The sequence below is a fragment of the Paenibacillus sp. CAU 1782 genome (genome assembly GCF_054551715.1).
In genome coordinates, this window is the sequence record NZ_JBTOLL010000002.1 from 1 (window position 1) to 18,057 (window position 18,057).

Below are 18,057 nucleotides of genomic sequence, written 5' to 3' on the forward strand. Positions count from 1 at the left end.
TGCCTATCCTTTTACATTAGGAGTTTTTTTAATGGATTTCCAGAGAATACCATCAATTTCTTCAAAATATAGGAACTTATGAGAAGGTTGTTTTTCATGTTAGGTTTGGTGCAAGGCTAGTGCCATTACAGCCTAAAAACATGCCATTGGGGCTCTTTTTCAAGCTGTAACGGTCATATGTGACCATTACATTGTTGAAAAGTTGCTTTTTCCCCTTCTTAGGGACATACATGTCCGCTACAGCGAAGATGACATAGCAGGTGAAAGTGGCGGGGATGCGTCTCGCCATGCACCTGCAAAAGCAGGCACATAAAAGGCTGGACGAAAAACCTTACGTTTTCCCGCCCAGCCTTTTATTTTAGGGACTTTTTGGACAGCCCCTTCCAGCCATGTTTATCCATTCGCTGGACGAAAAACCAGAACACAATTACCGCCGCCCAGCCTCTAGCCGATAAAGGACCGCAGCTGCTCCACCTTCTCATCGGTCAACTCGCCGCTGTTGTCGAACACCAAAATGGATGAGGAAGGGATATCCCAATTAATAGCGGGAACAAAGTCTACGCGCTTCTCGAAATCGCCCCAATTTTCCAGCTTCCACTGATCGCGCTCCGTCTGGCGGCCCACAATACGCGCCTTTTGCATACCCATGTCCTGCAAGGTAACGACGACGACTTTGACATCGACCCGCTCCTTGTCCAGTCCAGCAGCTGCCAATACCTCTTCGATCCATGCTTTATTTTTCAATTCCGCCGTGAACGGGGAAATCATAAACACGTTTTGGCCCGCGGCCAGATTTTCGATGCAAACGTCCTTGGCCGTATCATACTCAAGATCACGAAGGTTTTCCTTGTAGAACTGGGAATCCCGATCGTTTTTGTCCAATCCCTTCATTTCCAGAATCGCCTCTACAAAACGTCCGCCTATCGTATCGCGATCAAGAAAAGCAGCGGGAATATCAACGGACAGCTTGCGGGCTACCGTTGTTTTCCCCGTTCCCGCCACACCAACAAAAAATACCAGTTTCTGCATCTATACGCCCCACCTTTATGTAGTAAGAATTGCCAGGGCGTGTGTTCAGACACGCCATAATTCCTATCCTACCATAATCGGGGCATTCAGGGAATCTGGAAACCCAGTCCCATTGACGCAATATGCTCTTTCGTTTCAGCCGTTCCGCATTGATACAGATGCCGGTAAATATCCCGCAGGATGTCGTCGCTGCCTCTATTGATCTCGCTGTCGCCTGCCGTGCCATACGGGGATTTGGCAAAATGGAACGTTTCGGCTTCATCCATGCTGGACAATTCCTCAAACAGCTCCTCCAGCTTTGCTACATCCTCCTGATTGCCTTCAATCACGAGCTCATAAGCGGCTTCCTCCGGATTTTGCAGAATTTGACCCGCCTGTACGGAAATATAGTAGGTGGTTTTATCCTGAACATGTGTTTGCTGACTATTCTCAATGTCCATTTCGGTTGCTCCTTCTCTTGTCGTCAGAACTGGATTTATCACCTTAGCGTCCCCTGTCGGACAGACATTTTATTCCTTTTTTCAGCATATAACAATTATTATTGCATCTGGAGTCCAGCAGAAGAGAGGAATGAGGGAAATGTGCGGAATTACCGGCTGGATCGATTGGAACAGCGACTTGACCAAGGAAAGCGTCCATCTGGAGAGAATGACCGATACGCTGGCCCCGAGAGGGCCTGATGCCGCAGGCTCGTGGATTTCGGCGCATTGCGCGCTGGGCCACCGCCGCTTGTCGGTTATTGATCCCGAAAACGGCGCTCAGCCGATGATCCGGTATACCGGCGACGATCAATATGTGGTCGTCTATAATGGAGAGTTGTATAACGCGCCCGAGCTGCGCAAGGAATTGGAAAGCAGGGGAAGAATTTTCACGACATCCTGCGACACGGAAGTGCTGCTGGTGTCTTTTATGGAATGGGGACGCGCCTGCGTCGAGCGGTTTAACGGCATATTTGCATTTGCGATATGGGACGTCGCTTCGCAGGAGCTGTTTCTGGCCCGCGACCGGCTTGGCGTCAAGCCTCTCTTCTTCAGCAGGGGAGAAGGCTTATTTATTTTTGGCTCCGAGCCCAAAAGCATACTGCAGCATCCCGCAGTCAAAGCCGAGGTTGGCGCGGAAGGAGTTGCGGAAATATTTGTCATGGGTCCGGCGCGCACGCCAGGGGTCGGGGTTTATAAAAGCATCAGCGAAGTAAAACCGGGTCAATGCATGGTCGTTAACGCTGCGGGAGACAAAACGATTACGTATTGGCGGCTAAGAAGCGTTGCGCACGGACACGACAGTGAAGAAACCGCCCGACGGGTGGGAGAGCTGCTGCAGGATACAGTGGAGCGCCAGCTTGTGTCCGACGTTCCAATCGGGACGTTGCTTTCGGGCGGCCTCGATTCCAGCGCGCTCACAGCGATCGCGGTGCGCTATTATACGGAGAGGGGTCAAGGCGCCCTCCCGACGTTTTCGGTCGATTACCGCGACAACGACAAGCATTTCCAGGCGCATGATTTTCAGCCCAATAGCGATGCTCCCTGGATTGAACGGATGGTGTCCCATCTGTCCACCATTCATCATCCCGTGCAGTTTGACACGCCGGAGCTTATTGCCGCATTAAGGGACGCCACGCTTGCCCGGGATTTGCCCGGCATGGCGGATGTGGATGCTTCCCTGCTGCTGTTTTGCCATGAAATTAAAAAAAGCGCCACCGTTGCGATATCCGGCGAAGCTGCCGACGAAATTTTTGGCGGTTATCCATGGTTTCACCGGCAGGAGGCGCTTAATGCAGATACCTTCCCATGGTCCCTTGCCACGCCTATGCGCGCAGGGCTGCTGGCGCCGGAGGTTGCGGAATGGATCAGGCCCGCGGAGTATATCGGCGACCGGTACGCGGAAGCCGTAGCGGAGGTGCCGGAGCTGCCTGGAGAGACCCTTCAGCAGAGCAAGATGCGGCGTATGTCCTACCTCAACATCACCCGTTTTATGCCAACTTTGCTGGATCGCAAGGACCGGATGAGCATGGCTGCGGGGCTGGAGGTTCGCGTTCCCTTCTGCGATCACCGGCTGGTGGAATACGTCTGGAACATCCCTTGGGAGATCAAATCGGCCGGAAATCGGGAAAAGGGCATTCTTCGCAAAGCGCTTGGAGGCGTATTGCCGGAGGATGTGCTGACCCGCAAAAAAAGCCCTTATCCCAAAACGCATAACCCGGCTTATCTCGCTGCTGTCAAAGGGCTGTTGCTGGAGGTGCTGGATGACAGCAGCTCCCCGCTGCTGCCGCTGATCGACGCCAAAAAAGTAAGAGAGCTCGCCGACTCGTCGTCGGCAAGCTCCAATATTCCCTGGTTTGGCCAGCTTATGTCCGGCCCCCAATTATTCGCTTATTTGTATCAGGTCAACTTATGGCTGAAGCAATACAAGGTTTCCATTGGATAGTCAGTGGAATGAGATATCCGGCAGCTGCTCGTCTTATAAAGGGGTTGAAATGGCGGTTATCGGCACACTAGAGGGATGCAAGCAGCTTGCGAAGCGCTTCTCCCCGGTGGCTGATGCCGCCTTTTTCCTCGCGGCTAAGCTCGGCCATGCCCCGGCCAAGCTGCGGCAGCCAGAACAACGGATCATAGCCAAAACCTCCGTCGCCGTGAGGCTTGTCCGTAATGACGCCGTCCACGGTGCCTTCTGCCTCCACAAATTCTCCCGTAGCGGGATCGTACAGCGCCAGCGCGCACACAAATTGCGCGTGGCTGAGAGCCTTGGAGCCGTCCTGCGGCAGACGCCAGCCATCACTTTCCGAGAAGCCGGCTGCCGAAGACGATGTTGGGACTGCAGCGTGGCCCGCTTCGGAGGCTGCTGCTAAAGCTGCTTCCGAGGCTGCATCCTTGCCTTCCGGTTCAGCGCCTTCAGCTTCATCCCCTGATGCCGCTTCATGCGGTGTCTGGAGGACTGCGCCGATGGCGGCCAGTTCCTTCAGCAGCTTGGCATTGTTGCTGGCGTCTGTCGCTCCTTCGCCGCTGTAACGGGCGGAATATACGCCTGGCGCGCCATCCAGCGCGGCAACCCGAAGGCCGGAATCATCCGCAAGCGCCGGAACGCCCAAAGCGTCTCCGGCTGCTTTGGCTTTAATGCGCGCGTTGGCGGCAAAGGTATCTCCATCCTCCGGAATGTCGGGAATATGGGGATAATCGTTCAAGCTCACGATTCGTTTTCCGATTTTGGCGAAGGCATGGCCAAATTCTTTGGCTTTGCCGTTGTTTTTGGTGGCAACAACAATGAGATCGCCGTCAATCCCTCTTCCGTTTCCGTTCATGCTATTATCCTCCGATCCGTTCAGCCGCCGCTCCCAGCGTCTGCCGTTGGAGCTCGATTAGCTTGGAAATGCCGCCTTCAGCCAATGCAAGCAGCTGATTCAGCTCGTCGCGGCTAAACGGTGCTTCTTCACCCGTTCCCTGCACTTCAACAAATTTGCCTTGTCCGGTCATAACTACGTTCATATCGACCTTTGCTTTGGAGTCCTCCTCGTAATTGAGGTCCAGCAAAGCTTTGCCTCCAATAACGCCTACGCTGACCGAAGCCAGAAAATCGGTAATCGGGTATCTGGCAAAGGTGATGTTTTGGGACAGTTTATGTATAGCAAGCGCCAGCGCTACAAATGCGCCCGTAATCGATGTGGTGCGCGTGCCGCCGTCCGCCTGGATGACGTCGCAATCCAGCGTAATCGTTCTTTCCCCCAACGCTTGAAGGTCCACGACCGAACGAAGCGCCCGGCCAATCAGCCTTTGGATCTCCATCGTTCTTCCGCTCAGTTTGCCCCTTGCCGCTTCACGCTGGTTGCGGGAATGAGTCGCGCGCGGCAGCATGGAATATTCCGCCGTGATCCAGCCTTTACCCTGTCCCTTCATAAAAGGCGGAACCCGTTCTTCAACGCTCGCCGTGCAAATAACCTTCGTATCGCCAAACTCGATCAGCACCGAACCTTCCGCATGTTTATTGACGCCTGGTTCAATAACAGCGTGACGCAATTCGTCCGCTTGCCGCTTGTCTGTTCTCATATTCATTATGCCTCCTGAAATGGTTCTCTCGTCCGCAAGTCCTGTCTATTTTATCAGAAGCGCCGACGAAATGCATCCGCCAGCAACATAAAGCACGGCTTGAAAGAGTTTCTTTGTTCGGCCCAACAAAAAACAAGCCTCCGCTACACCGCTTTGTGCAAGCAGATAGGAAGGCTTGTTTGGGCTGTTGCATTTCAGTTTCTCATGCTGAGTTCAATGCATCAGATGGAATAGTCGGCTTTGAGGCGCACCGTATCGCTTTACGATTTCAGCGCATTGACATGATGCGGTCGGCCTACAGGCTCGCTGTAGGATTTTTGCTGATCGTCGACCAGATTGCTTTCTCCGTTAATCCGGATTTGAACGGTTTCCGCTTTGCTGTTTTCCGTTAACGAAAGAACAACCGCCTGCAGCATTTCGGCCGGAAGCACGGAACCTTTGCCGAATGTTTCATCCTCCAGATCCAGCACCGCTACCCCGTCTTTTACCTCCAGGCTTGTAACCTCCACATCGGGCCAAATAACGCTTGTCAGCTCTTTTTTGTTCAGAGGACCTGCAATCAACTCTTCCATTGCGGCTAGAGGAGCGGAATCGCTGCGTTCGACCAGGCGCGTAACGGGCACGTAATATTGCTCGTCATGCAGCGTTTGGGACGAGAAGTAGAGCGTTACGGGAGAGGATTTGGCAATATCCACTCCGTCCGCAGCTTCAATATTAATGCCGATGGAGCGGGTTAACACGTTGTCGATGGGATAAGCGGCTTGCGGCATTTCCACAAGACGTTCGCCGTCGACGGACAATTCGACGCCTTTGATGCCGGTCATGGCCGTTAACGTCCATGTAATCGCCTCAACAATGGAGCGTTCGTCTCCGGCGTAGTAATCGTTAAACGCACCGGAAAAATCCACTTGCGCAACCTGGCGCTCCTCGTCGTAATCATAACCAAGCACAACCGTGCCTTGCGGAATCAACGGACGGAAATCCTCCGGCAAGCTTGAAGCATACATGCCGTTTTCCACCATCAGCTCCAGCGCCCGTCTTGGGTACGTTTCATTCTCCGTAAGCGTCACGGGCACGGAAACCGGCGCTACATAGCCGTTGCGGTCAGCCAGATAGACGGTTACGCTGGAATCCTGAGCCACCGCAGCGGTATCATCGGGCAAGGCCTGTCCGCTCGGCGCCGCTTCTTCCCCGGTTCCGCTCTGAATGCCTCCCCCCGTCTCTACCTGAGGCGGATCAATTTCCTTGCTGGCCTGTTTGGAGAACAATCCGCATCCCGCCGTAACAACGGGCAGCGCCAATACGGCGACCATCGCGGTATAACGAATCCATTTTTTCTGAATCATGTACATAATTCCTCCCCAATGAATATTTGCCTGTCGGCTTTGTACAACTCCTGATTTGTAGTAATATGTATACGAGCCCTTCCTTGTTTTAGACCTGTTTTATCCAAAAATCGCTAGGGGGTACAGTATGAGCAATCCTGGTATTTACAGCTTGAACAGCGCGCACGTCGCGCATGCAACCGATGAATGGCTGGCCAAAAGAGGCGTTGCCAAAAGAGATATCGCCGAGCTGGTTCTTTTTTTGCAAAAGGACTATTTTCCCGGACTTACGATAGACGATTGCATTGTGCATGTTGATGCCGTGTTGTCGAAGCGCGAGGTGCAAAATGCCGTTTTGACGGGCATTCAACTTGACATATTGGCGGAGGAAGGCAAACTGATCCCGCCGCTGCAGGATATGATCAAACACGATGAAAGCCTGTATGGCTGCGATGAGATTTTGGCATTGTCGATCGTTAACGTTTACGGCAGCATCGGCTTTACGAATTTTGGTTACGTGGACAAGGTTAAACCCGGCATTCTGGTGCGGTTAAACAGCAAAACGGATGGAGAAATTCATACCTTTCTGGATGATATCGTAGGCGCGATCGCCGCGTCCGCTGCCAGCCGTATCGCCCACCGCAAGCAGGCCGAGCGCGAAGGCGTTACAACGCCTCCTTTGGACTAGCTCCCTGCAGGCAGGTTAGCTTATACACTGAAGATATCTTTAAGCGGTCGGAAAACGAATTGTTTGATGAAATGGAAAAAGCGTTCCTGTGCCACTCCATCCCCCTTGAAGGGGTGTGGCGGCATAGGAACGCTTTTTTGGCTTTAAGACCATTTTCAAAGTCTTGTTATCAGACAAAAGTCTTATGATCAGACGCTGCCAGCAGCAGCTTCAGCCGCTTGCGCCCGCTGCTCCTGAAGAAGCGGTTTGTTGGGCAAATAGTGAAGCGACTTGATAAAACGGATCGTTTTAGTTTTGGCCCGCATGACGATGGAATGCGTCTCGGCTCGCTGACCGGGAAGATAATGCACGCCGCCCAAAAACTCGCCGGGAGTTACGCCCGTAGCGGCAAAAATAACATCCTCCGTGCCAACCATATCATCCATGTTCAAAATCCGGTACGGATTATCAATCCCCATCCCGATGCAGCGTTCATATTCAAGTGCGTCGGCAGGCATCAGACGCCCCTGAAGCTCGCCGCCCAGACATTTCAGAGCCGCTGCCGCCAATACGCCTTCCGGCGCGCCGCCTGAGCCCACATACAAATCGATCCCGGTTTCCGGGAAAGCCGGGGCCATGGCCCCAGCCACATCGCCGTCCGATAAAAACTTGATTCGCACGCCTACCTTGCGAAGCACCTTGATCGTTGCTTCGTGGCGGGTACGATCCAAAATCATGACGGTGAGATCCGCCACCTTTTTGTTCAGCCCTTCCGCGGCCTTGCGCAGCGTCACTTCCATGGGATCGGCAATGCTGAGCTTCCCGCAAAGAGCGGGACCGTATGCAAGCTTCTCCATATACATATCCGGCGCGTGAAGGAGCTGGCCTTTTCCTGCCACCGCAATAACGGATAACGCATTATTAAGCCCTTTGGCAACAATTTCGGTGCCTTCCAGCGGGTCTACGGCGACATCAACTTCCGGGCCGTTCATGCTGCCGACCTCTTCCCCGATATACAGCATCGGTGCTTCATCCATTTCGCCTTCGCCGATAACTACCGTTCCTTTGATAGAAACCGAATCAAACATGGCCCGCATCGCGGAGGTCGCGGCTCCATCCGCCTGGTTTTTGTCTCCTCTTCCCATCCATGGCGCAGAAGCCAAGGCAGCCAGCTCCGTAACTCGAACAATCTCCAATGCCAATTCTCTCTCCATGACTCACGCTTCCTCTCAAAGGCTCTTTTAGAATGTCATATAAAACGAATATGACCACTTTTCATACTCTAATATGTATCATAATTTTATATATGACGCAATATATAATTTCATTATTATCATAATAGGGGTGTTCATCACGAAAAAGACATGCCAGAAAAGCCGAAGAAGAACCCGTGTTGATCGCGCCACGCAAAAAAGTTGGAGCGGAAACTAACGCGTTTCCCTCCAACTACGTGGGGTTGATAAAAATGTTTTTTTTTGAAAACTACTTGACGGTCTGATAATGCAAGACGCCTAAGCGATCATGGGCAGCGATGGCGCCCTTCAGCTCGAGGTGCACCAAATGCGCCAGCGTTTCTCCCATCGCAAAACGCAAATTATGAGGATTATCCCTCAAGCGGACGCCGAATAAAGCTTCACATACTTCAAATGCGGTTGATTCTTTCTCTGAAAGCATATCTTGAATGCCTTCGAGCCGTCGGGCATGATGGTTTTGCAGCTCGCCGATTCGTTCCCTAAAGCCGGTAAAAGGGTTCATATGTCCCGGCAGCGCAAGATCAACCTCAACATGCGCAAGAGTGCTCAGGCTGGTCAGAAAATGCTGCAAAGGATCGGATTCTTCGCCAGGAACCAGGCTGATATTAGGCGTAATACGAGGCAATACCTGGTCTCCGCATATCATCCAGCGCTGCTGCGGCTCATACAGGCACACTGCGCCAAAAGCGTGGCCCGGAGCATCGATCAGCTCCCAATTGCTGCCGTTCATCGCCAGTGTCGACCCCGCTTCCACATACGTCACCTGGGGCTGGGGAGATACCATGGCAATAAAACCGTCCAGATTGGAGCCGATGGCGTCTCTCAGCTCCCCCGGCATGCCATGTCGATTGAACAAGGCGTCTATTGCCTTGGGATATTCGCTATTGGCATTCCACAAACGCAGCGCGTAACGGTGGCTCCGTTCCGTCATGTTAACAATGGCGCCGCTTTGCTGCTGAAAATAACCGGCCAATCCGTAATGGTCGGGATGCTGGTGCGTCAGCAATATACGGGTGATATCGCTCCACCCGATCCCCAGTTCGGCCATTGCTTCCCCCCATACGCTCAGCGCCTCTTCCGTATGCAAGCCGGGATCGATGACGGTGTACCCTTCGCCATCGGGAACAATGTAGCTGTTGACCCATTTTAATGAAAAAGGAAGCGGCACCTTAAGCTGATGCCAGCCCCCTTCCAGCGGTATCAGAGATGCAGAAGTCCCTCCGTTTCCTTCATGGGATGCGTGTTTATCGCTCATAGTGGCGGCCTCCTTCTATGCTGTGCTCAGGTTCATTTGTATGTAAAATAGCGACAGGCAGAACGGTTCCCTCTCGCCTAATCCGCTTTACCGGCCAAAATCATTCTTGGCGAGTTTTGTGACTCGTACGGTTCGCCGTCGTACCCGCCGTACAGCGTTTCCAGCTTCAAGCCGGTTTCGGACAACCTCTTTTCAAACCATTGGAGCTGGTAAAGCCTTACGCGCTCCAGATATTGGCGCGGCTTGCCGGGCTCCTGTGGGTCATTCAGCGTGATTTCCTTCTGCACCCAGCCGTCTTTAATACTGCGCTCCTCTATAATAACGATGCCCGTTTCCTCGTCACTCCGCTCCGAGCGCGGCGTCAACGTCCGCTCCACGTAAACCGGATTCAAAAAATCAATCAGGAAGGAGCCGCCTCTGCGAAGCACTCGCCTGATTTGCTTTAACACATTGATATTGTCTTCTTCCAGCGTGAAATAGCCGAAGGAGGTAAATAAATTGACGGTTGCATCAAAGGAGGCATCTCCAAAAGGAAGACTTCGCATGTCCCCATGCCGCCACTCCACTTTGCCGGAACTGTCATGCTGTCGAGCTACATCCAGCAGCGTTTCCGACAGATCAACCCCGGTTACCCGAAAACCGTAATCCGCCAGCGCAGTCGAATGCCTTCCCATGCCGCAGCCGATATCCAAAACAGCGGCGTCTTGGGGCAAATGGAGCCATTGCGCCATTTTCCGGACTTCCTTCGCCGCATCTTCCCAGTCCCGGTGTTTGTATACCAGCATATAATCTCTGCCGAAGCTTTGTTCATACCAAGGTTTCATTCTACAATCCCCTCGCTTTGCTGCATTGCAGGTCTGTGCAGGCTTCGCCTTTGTCTATATTAGCATAATCTGCCGGGAATGGCGCAAACTATGGGAACTTTACAGTGACCGTTGGTCATGGCATCCGGCAACGCTAAGGGGAGAATCGATATGATTGAACGGATTAATCTTTTGTTTGCCGAGGCTGTAGATGTTAAGACAGCACATCTCTCCAATGGCGGGATATCGATCGAAATCGCCTATTTGTCCAGCCTTTGCAAAGAGGATAAAATCAGCAGCTTCATTACGGTCCCCTTCACCAAAGCGGACATTCCATTTGCCGTGCATCTGGAGACAAACCCCGCGTATCAGAAGGTGGAGGACCCTGCAAAATGGCAGGATATGCTGTTAAGAGGTTATGTTCTGATACAATCGAACTCTGTTGTTTATGCTTTTTTGGCATCGGACGTTATTAGCAGCGACGGCTCTCAAACCCAGGTGGAAAGCGCCATTCAGGGCCCCCAGCTTGCGCTTAGCGAAGATCTGAACAAGTCTCTTAATCTGATTCGCAGCATGTATCCCTCTCCGGAGTTATGCGTGGAGCAATATACGGTTGGCTATGAATCAAGAACGCCGCTATACGTCCTGTTTGACCAAAGACATGTTGATGCCGCCGTGCTGGACAATGTACGCAGCAAGCTAAGCAGCATCAGTGTGGATATCGTTCATGCGGCCGGCGAGCTGGAGAAGCTGCTGGTCGGCAAGCGCCGCCATCTTTTTCCGACTGTTCTCATCACGGAGAGGCCGGACCGCATCTCCAGATCCATCGGCAAGGGAAAAGTGGTTGTGCTGATCAAAGGAAGCATGTTTGCGCTAATTATGCCCGCTTCTTTTTTTGAATTTATGCATGCGATTGAAGACAATTACGAGGCCTATTGGATGACCCGGTTTTTGATTTTTCTGCGATTTGCTTCCATCGTGTTGACCATTACGCTGCCGGCGCTCTATATCGCGGTTGTTTCTTATAATCCGGAGCTGTTTCGGGTTCAGTTGGCCTTCTCTATCGCCGCCAGCCGCTCGGCGGTGCCGTATCCCTCTTTTATCGAAGTGTTTATTATGCTGTTTATGATTGAAACGCTGATCGAAGCCAGCATTCGGCTGCCACGCTATATCGGATCGACTGCAACGACAGTTGGCGGGCTTATCCTTGGACAAGCCGCGCAGCAGGCGGGACTTGTCAGCAGCATTATGATTATTGTGACGTCCGTTGTCGCCATTTCCAATTTTGTTATTCCGATTAACTCCATGTCGTTTGCCATTCGTTTTTTGAAGTATCCGCTTATCGCCGCCGCGATCTTCTTCGGTTTGTCCGGCATTGCGGTCGGCATTTTTCTGTACATGGCCTATCTATGCAATCTGCGAAGCTTCGGAAAGCCTTATTTCCGGCTGCATGGCAAATTAAATCCGGCGGAAGGCGATATCGGAGGGGTGGAAATTAAATGAACCGCTACTTTTTTTATTTGTTTCTGTTTGTGGCGTTGATGAACATTATGTTGTTTGTGCCCCACATATTAGTCGATAACCGCTTTGAAGGCAGTGTCGCTGCTATTTTGATCAGCCCGATATTTGGTTCGATCATGATCTATATGTTCACCAATGCAATGGCTCGTTTTCCCGGACAAGGACTTCCGGAAATCTTTGCTCAATTTTTCCCGCGCTGGTTCGTGTCGGTGTATATGTTTTTTTATGCCATGATGTATTGGTTTTCCAGTACGGTCGTTGCGATGGCTTTTGCCGTGCTGATCAACCGCTTCTTCAACCCCCATGCCAACGTGCTCATTATTATGGTCGTTATGGTGCTGGCCTCCGGCTATGCCGCCACCCGTTCGACCTTAACCGTCATGCTGCTCCTTGAAATCATTATTATTATAAATGTGCCGATTATTTTGTTCATTATGTTCAAAATGGTTACTAGCCCTCAATTAAACCTCGACTCCATCCACGTAGTAGCCAATTACATCGGACATTGGCCGAACCTGGCCTCCATTGCCGCGGCTACCTACATCTTTACGGGCTATATCAATTTATCGTTGTTTAATCGATTGTTCCCTCCGAATTTCCGATTCAAGCTGTTGTGGACGTATCCCATTCTCGGCCTTCTTATTTTGCTGGTCACCTTTTTTGTCCCGATCGGCTTTCACGGCACCCAAGGCATTTCGCAATATATCTATTTATGGACGATAACCGCCGATTCGTTAATGATGCAATACGGATTTATCGAGCGCGTTATGTTCCTGTTTTTGATTGTGTTTCTGAATCTAAGCCTTGTCTATACGGCAACGGCCTGGCACCAGGCAATGGAGTTTATTAAAGGATGTATGCCATCCATGAAGCCGGAAACCGACAGCCCCAAGGCGCCCATAACCAATTACGTTATCATTGGTCTATTTACGGCGGCCAGCGTTCTCTATATGGTATTTACGAACGAAAAAATGAATTTGGCAATTACGACCGTCTGGTTGATCCTTCGCATGTTTACGGAGGTAATGACGGTGGTGACTGTCTTTATACTGAGTCGCCGGAGGTTGGTGCCGAGATGAGGAAGATTCTCTGCCGCATCAGGAGCCTTGTTCTTGTACTACTGCTGGTTGTGCCGCTTGGCGGCTGCGGATTCAAGGATATCGACAAACGTTTTTTTGTCGTGGGCACCGGTCTCGACCTATCCGGAAATAAGGAGAAGCCTTACCGGATTACGATCCAGCTTGCTATTCCTTCGCCCAAAATAGAACCCGGTACTTCAAAATTCCAGTTTGAAACGATTGATGCTGTCAGCATCGCGGAAGGCTTGCGGATGTTGAAGGCTTACGTGGATAAAGAGCTTGATTTCGGCCATTGCCGAATTTTTCTGATCGGGGAGTCACTGGCAAGGCAAAATATAACGCCCGTACTGGATTGGATGAAAAGAAGGCGCGATATCCAGATGGTTGCCATGATGGCGATTGGCAAACCCGACGCTGCCAGCGTGCTGAAAATCAAGCCTATCTCGGAACAATATCCCGGGAACGCGCTGCTGCTGTCGTTTGGAGCGGATGGAACGGAATCCAGCTACAACTATGCGGAATCGTTGTCCGGTTTTTCGCGGCGGCTTACGGAAAGAGGCTTTGACCCTGCGCTCGCAATTGTCAAAGGAGACAAAAAGCTGGGGTATATTATTAATGAAATTGCCTTAATGGACAAGCAAAGGATCAAATTGATATTGTCGCCTGACGAGTCTCAGATGTTTAACCAACTGGCGAGTCGTTTTACGAAAGCTTCCATGCACGGCATCTTCAGGCATCAAAAAATGGTCGTCGCCATCAACCAGTTGCACTCCCGGTTCCGTATCGAAAACCGGGATGATCAAGATGTCATAAAAGTGAATATGCGGATGAAAACCGTTGTTGAGGAATCAGCCGCTTCCTTGTTCGACAAGGACTTAAAACCAATCGAGAGCGAGCTGGAGAAATCGTACGAAGCAGAAGCCAACAAACTTTTAGTCAAAATTCAAAAAGCAAACGTGGACCCGCTCGGGTTTGGCCTTCGCTACCTGGCCATGCACAGCGGAGACCAAAACTGGGAGCGCTGGCAGCAACTCTATCCCGAGGCAAGCTTCCAGGTCAACGTTAGGCTTATCATTGAAGGCACGGGCCTCATCCGCTAAACAAGCGCAGCTATACACGAATCAACCGGTTGCTGCCGCGAAGCTCCTCCACAGAACCCGCGCCAATGCCGAACATGGCGGCACGCAGCTCGAATTCGATGCGCCGAAACTGCTCCAGCAAACGCTCCTCCGACAATTCGCCGCTGCCCGCCGCCGCGCGCGGCAGCAAGGCTCGGCCATACCCGGCCAAATGGGCTCCCAGCGCCAGCGCTTTGGCGGCTTCCACCCCGTTGTTCAGTCCCCCGCTTGCAATAAGCGGCATATCGGGCAATGCGGCGTGGATCTCCGCCACGCAGTCAGCCGTTGGATTTCCCCAATCGGCAAAAGCTTCGGCTGCTGCCCGCTGAACGGGGTCCGTTGTCCGGAACTTCTCTACCTGGCTCCATGAGGTGCCGCCTGCCCCGGCGGCGTCGATAAAGGATACGCCGGCATCGCGAAGCCGGACCGCCGTTTCGCCGTCAATGCCCCAGCCTACCTCCTTAACGCCTACCGGTACGGAAAGTCCCCTGCATACCTCTTTAATCCGCCCCAGCAGCCCGTAAAAATCAGTATCGCCTTCCGGCTGAAAAATTTCCTGCAGGCTGTTCAGATGCAGCACCAGAGCATCGGCGCGGGCAAGCTCCACCGCCCTTTGGCTTGCTTCCAGACCATAACCATAGTTAAGCTGCACCGCCCCTAAATTTGCAATAACGGGCACTGTCGGCGCTTGCTTCCGAATGTCGAAGGTTACTGCGAGCTCCTCTTGTTCAATGACCGCACGCATGGAGCCAACGCCAATCGCCCAGCCCTGCCGCTCTGCAGCAGCCGCCAGCCGGCGGTTGATCGCTCCCGCTTCGTCCGTGCCGCCCGTCATGGAGCTGACGAGCAGCGGCGCCGACAACAATTTGCCAAACCATTCGGTTTCGAGAGAGATGTCCTGAAATGATAATTCAGGCAATGCATTATGCTTAAAGCGGTACCGCTGGAATCCGCTTCCCGCTCCGGTTCCATTTACTTGCTCCTGCAAGCAGATGGCGATATGCTCGCCCTTGCGCTTGGCGGTGGCATCCGGCATGGAGGCAAAACTGCCGCTATTGCCGCTTTCGTTGCTTTCATTGCTGTTGAAACCACTGCCGCTGTTACTGCCGGCAGCGCCGTCGTTATTCGCGCTGCTATCGTCGTAACCGGCTGCGGTTATTCTTTTTTCATATCGTTCCAAGAAGGCCAACCTCCTGTATCGGTCTCCATTTATCTTTCTTACTTTTAATAAGCATATCACATTTGGAGTGCCTCATGGAATTTTGATCGTTACAATCATTAATATGACATTTACAATCATTTTAATTGAATTTTTCTTTAAAATTTTATACACTGGAGATAGATAAATACGAGAAGACGACATCATCGGGAGGGAATCTCATGGACATTAGAATTTTTGACAGTGCGGAGAAATTGGACTTGCATGCGGCGGAGTGGTTTAGCGAGTTGATCAGCGAAAAACCGGAAGCCGTGCTGGGGCTGGCAACAGGGTCCACGCCTGTTGGCATATATAAAAAGCTGGTTGAGCAGCACCGTAACGGCAAAGTAAGCTTTGCGGGAGTAACAACTTACAATCTGGACGAATACGTCGGCTTGACGCCGGGCAATGATCAAAGCTACGCTTATTACATGAATCAACATTTGTTCTCCCACGTAGACATTCCTGCGGGGAACACTCATCTGCCTGACGGAATGGCGCCGGATTCCGCTGCGGAATGCGCCCGTTATGACGCCTTGCTGGCGGAACATGTCGCGGATGTGCAGCTTCTGGGACTGGGCCATAACGGCCATATCGGCTTTAATGAGCCGGATGAACAGTTGTCCAGCGGTACGCATGTAGTCTCCTTAAAGGAAGAAACGCGCCAAGCAAATGCCCGGTTCTTTTCTTCGCTGGACGAAGTGCCCAAGGCGGCTTATACGATGGGCGTTGGCTCCATCCTGAAGGCCAAACAAATTTTGTTGGTCGTGCGCGGCTCCGATAAAGCCGGCATTGTCAAGGAAGCGCTGACGGGGCCCGTCACAACCCAGGTGCCCGCTTCGCTGCTTCAGCTTCACCCTAACGTTATCGTATTGCTTGACCAAGAAGCAGGAAGGTTGTTGAGCTAAATGAATCTTAGTCAGAAAAATCTTCTTATTACCAATGTTCGCATTGTAACAGAGCAGGATATTATTATCGGTCATGTCAAAATAAGCGGCGGCATGATTGAATCCATTATTGCTGACAGCGGGAAAAAGGATGCGGCTCTTGCAGGCGGGACGTTTAGCCCTGCTGTCGTGGATGGTTTCGAAGGCGATGTTATTGACGGCAATGGAGGATGGCTGCTTCCTGGTTTTATCGACATGCACGTTCACGGCGGATTCGGCGGAGACTTTATGTATGCGACTGCCGAAAGCTTCGATCGCATTACAGGTTTCCATGCTTCGCAAGGCACAACGGGGATGCTGGCCACAACAATGACCGCGTCCCGTGACGATATCGAGAAGGTTCTCGATGCCGTTGCCGCCTATCAAAAAAACGGCATGCCCCATGCCGAACTGCTAGGCGTTCATCTGGAGGGCCCGTTTATTAGCGAAAAGTGGCCCGGCGCCCAAAATCCGGACTATATCGTCGATCCACAGCTGGAATGGCTGCAAAATTGGACCAGGACTTACCCCGGCCTGGTCAAGATGGTCACATTGGCGCCTGAAAAACCCGGCTCCCTGGAAAGCATCGCCTGGCTGAAAAACCAGGGCGTTATCGCCGCAGCCGGACATACCGATGCGGTATATGCCGAATTGATCGCCGCCGCGGATAGCGGCCTGACGCATGCCGTACATACGTACAACGCCATGCGCGGTCTGCATCATCGCGAGCCAGGAACGTTAGGCGCGGTATTAACGACAGACAGCATCTATGCCGAAATTATTGCCGATGGTGAACATGTGCACCCGGCCGCCATTTCGCTGCTCCTGGCCAGCAAACCAAAGGACAAGGTTATTTTGGTTACCGATGCAATAGAAGCCGCCGGCATGCCGGATGGAGAATATGAATTAGGCGGTTTGCCTGTTGTCCTGAAGAACGGCACGGCGAGGCTAAAAGACAGCGGAGCGCTGGCAGGCAGCAGCCTGAGCATGATCTCCGCCTTCCGCTTTATGGTGAATGTAATGAGTTTGTCTGTGACGGAGGCCAGCAGAATGGCGAGCGGAAATCCGGCGCGGGAGCTCGGCCTTGCGGGGGTTACAGGCAGCATTGCCATCGGCAAGCGGGCCGATCTGGTCGTGACCGACGGCGACTTTAACGTCAGCCGCACACTGCTCAGAGGAACGCCGATTTTTAGCAAAAACGAATAGAAAAGCACTAATCGGGCGGCTGCGCTATGCAATGGAGTTTCGTTGCATAGCGCAGCCGCCTATTTTTTTGTGCCTAAAACGTTAACTTGTAGTAGGATAGAAACTGCGGAGTGATCATTTAATTGCGAGAAAAGGGGCTTATTATGCTGTTTGCTATTTTTATTTTTTTGCTCGCGGGTTTGGCGGAAATCGGCGGCGGCTATCTGGTATGGCTGTGGCTGCGCGAAGCCAAATCCTATTGGTACGGCGTTGCCGGCAGTGTTATTCTGGTTCTGTACGGCATCATTCCAACCCTGCAGAATTTCCCTTCCTTCGGTAGAGTGTATGCCGCCTATGGCGGCGTTTTTGTCATATTGGCCGTCATATGGGGCTGGCTCGTGGACAAAAAAACGCCTGACTTCTACGATTGGCTTGGTGCGGCCATCTGTATCGTCGGCGTTTCGGTAATGCTTTGGGCGCCTCGCAACTGAATTAATGAAGCGGAAACATGAGAAAACCGCCAGGAACGAAATGTTCTTCAATCTCAAGACGACGTCTAGTGATGGGAGAACAACTCGGGCCAGGCGGTTTTTTAGCCTCTTGGCGGTAGATAGAGACATGCTAGCGTATGGGTTCAAACTCAGCAGGGAGCAAAAAGGCC

At 52.2% G+C, this 18,057-nt stretch carries 17 protein-coding genes; 8 read left to right on the forward strand and 9 right to left on the reverse strand.

The features are described from left to right. Positions 1-444: 444 nt before the first annotated feature. Both ACX93W_RS09045 and ACX93W_RS09050 read right to left on the reverse strand, forming a co-directional pair. On the reverse strand, positions 445-1,029 hold the full coding sequence (locus tag ACX93W_RS09045; protein ID WP_459392041.1) for an AAA family ATPase: 585 nt from the start codon (positions 1,027-1,029) through the stop codon (positions 445-447). Positions 1,030-1,115: 86 nt separating this feature from the next. Beyond that, a complete protein-coding gene (locus ACX93W_RS09050) occupies positions 1,116-1,511 on the reverse strand; it encodes a hypothetical protein (protein WP_459392042.1) in 396 nt (131 codons plus the stop codon). A gap of 97 nt (positions 1,512-1,608) precedes the next feature. Between ACX93W_RS09050 and asnB the strand changes: the two genes are divergently transcribed. Further along, complete coding sequence (asnB, locus tag ACX93W_RS09055) at positions 1,609-3,453, forward strand: asparagine synthase (glutamine-hydrolyzing) (RefSeq protein WP_459392361.1); 1,845 nt, start codon at positions 1,609-1,611, stop codon at positions 3,451-3,453. Between the two features lie 67 nt (positions 3,454-3,520). On the opposite strand, the gene ACX93W_RS09060 is transcribed toward asnB, so the two are convergent. The 3 genes from ACX93W_RS09060 to ACX93W_RS09070 all read right to left on the reverse strand — a co-directional run bounded on the left by ACX93W_RS09060 (position 3,521) and on the right by ACX93W_RS09070 (position 6,412). Beyond that, the gene (locus ACX93W_RS09060) at positions 3,521-4,324 is read right to left on the reverse strand and encodes a non-canonical purine NTP pyrophosphatase (RefSeq protein WP_459392043.1); all 804 of its coding nucleotides are present in this window, start codon (positions 4,322-4,324) and stop codon (positions 3,521-3,523) included. Between the two features lie 4 nt (positions 4,325-4,328). Next, a complete protein-coding gene (gene rph, locus ACX93W_RS09065; protein WP_459392044.1) occupies positions 4,329-5,066 on the reverse strand; it encodes a ribonuclease PH in 738 nt (245 codons plus the stop codon). Positions 5,067-5,326: 260 nt separating this feature from the next. Beyond that, a complete protein-coding gene (locus tag ACX93W_RS09070) occupies positions 5,327-6,412 on the reverse strand; it encodes a GerMN domain-containing protein (protein WP_459392045.1) in 1,086 nt (361 codons plus the stop codon). A 127-nt stretch (positions 6,413-6,539) separates the two neighbouring features. Here ACX93W_RS09070 and ACX93W_RS09075 point away from each other — a divergent pair, with 127 nt between their 5' ends. Further along, positions 6,540-7,079 (forward strand): phosphatidylglycerophosphatase A family protein, encoded by a 540-nt coding sequence (locus ACX93W_RS09075; protein ID WP_459392046.1) that lies wholly within the window; start codon positions 6,540-6,542, stop codon positions 7,077-7,079. A gap of 188 nt (positions 7,080-7,267) precedes the next feature. Here the strand turns inward: ACX93W_RS09075 and glpX are convergent, their stop codons facing one another. From glpX to ACX93W_RS09090, 3 genes are all read right to left on the reverse strand, one after another. Next, positions 7,268-8,272 (reverse strand): class II fructose-bisphosphatase, encoded by a 1,005-nt coding sequence (glpX, locus tag ACX93W_RS09080; RefSeq protein WP_459392047.1) that lies wholly within the window; start codon positions 8,270-8,272, stop codon positions 7,268-7,270. Between the two features lie 268 nt (positions 8,273-8,540). Continuing rightward, complete coding sequence (locus tag ACX93W_RS09085) at positions 8,541-9,566, reverse strand: MBL fold metallo-hydrolase (RefSeq protein WP_459392048.1); 1,026 nt, start codon at positions 9,564-9,566, stop codon at positions 8,541-8,543. Between the two features lie 77 nt (positions 9,567-9,643). After that, positions 9,644-10,390, reverse strand: a complete 747-nt coding sequence (locus ACX93W_RS09090; protein ID WP_459392049.1) for a class I SAM-dependent methyltransferase — start codon at positions 10,388-10,390, stop codon at positions 9,644-9,646. 150 nt (positions 10,391-10,540) lie between these two features. Between ACX93W_RS09090 and ACX93W_RS09095 the strand changes: the two genes are divergently transcribed. The 3 genes from ACX93W_RS09095 to ACX93W_RS09105 are packed head-to-tail and all read left to right on the forward strand — an operon-like array spanning position 10,541 to position 14,069. Next, on the forward strand, positions 10,541-11,872 hold the full coding sequence (locus ACX93W_RS09095) for a spore germination protein (protein WP_459392050.1): 1,332 nt from the start codon (positions 10,541-10,543) through the stop codon (positions 11,870-11,872). Next, entirely contained in the window at positions 11,869-12,969 is a 1,101-nt protein-coding gene (locus tag ACX93W_RS09100) for a GerAB/ArcD/ProY family transporter (protein ID WP_459392051.1), read from the forward strand. The genes ACX93W_RS09095 and ACX93W_RS09100 overlap by 4 nt, the downstream gene beginning before the upstream one ends. Further along, positions 12,966-14,069, forward strand: a complete 1,104-nt coding sequence (locus tag ACX93W_RS09105; protein ID WP_459392052.1) for a Ger(x)C family spore germination protein — start codon at positions 12,966-12,968, stop codon at positions 14,067-14,069. Before ACX93W_RS09100 ends, ACX93W_RS09105 begins: the two co-directional genes overlap by 4 nt. Positions 14,070-14,079: 10 nt before the next feature. Here ACX93W_RS09105 and fni read toward each other — a convergent pair whose 3' ends face one another. Next, positions 14,080-15,123, reverse strand: coding sequence for a type 2 isopentenyl-diphosphate Delta-isomerase (gene fni, locus ACX93W_RS09110; protein ID WP_459392362.1), 1,044 nt, complete (start codon positions 15,121-15,123; stop codon positions 14,080-14,082). Between the two features lie 344 nt (positions 15,124-15,467). On the opposite strand from fni, the gene nagB reads away from it, so the two are divergent. The 3 genes from nagB to ACX93W_RS09125 all read left to right on the forward strand — a co-directional run bounded on the left by nagB (position 15,468) and on the right by ACX93W_RS09125 (position 17,887). After that, positions 15,468-16,193 carry a glucosamine-6-phosphate deaminase gene (gene nagB, locus ACX93W_RS09115; RefSeq protein WP_459392053.1) on the forward strand — a complete coding sequence of 242 codons (726 nt, stop codon included), beginning with the start codon at positions 15,468-15,470 and terminating at the stop codon, positions 16,191-16,193. Then, positions 16,194-17,417 carry an N-acetylglucosamine-6-phosphate deacetylase gene (nagA, locus tag ACX93W_RS09120; protein WP_459392054.1) on the forward strand — a complete coding sequence of 408 codons (1,224 nt, stop codon included), beginning with the start codon at positions 16,194-16,196 and terminating at the stop codon, positions 17,415-17,417. A gap of 143 nt (positions 17,418-17,560) precedes the next feature. Further along, on the forward strand, positions 17,561-17,887 hold the full coding sequence (locus ACX93W_RS09125; protein ID WP_459392055.1) for a YnfA family protein: 327 nt from the start codon (positions 17,561-17,563) through the stop codon (positions 17,885-17,887). The last annotated feature ends 170 nt before the right edge of the window (positions 17,888-18,057 follow it).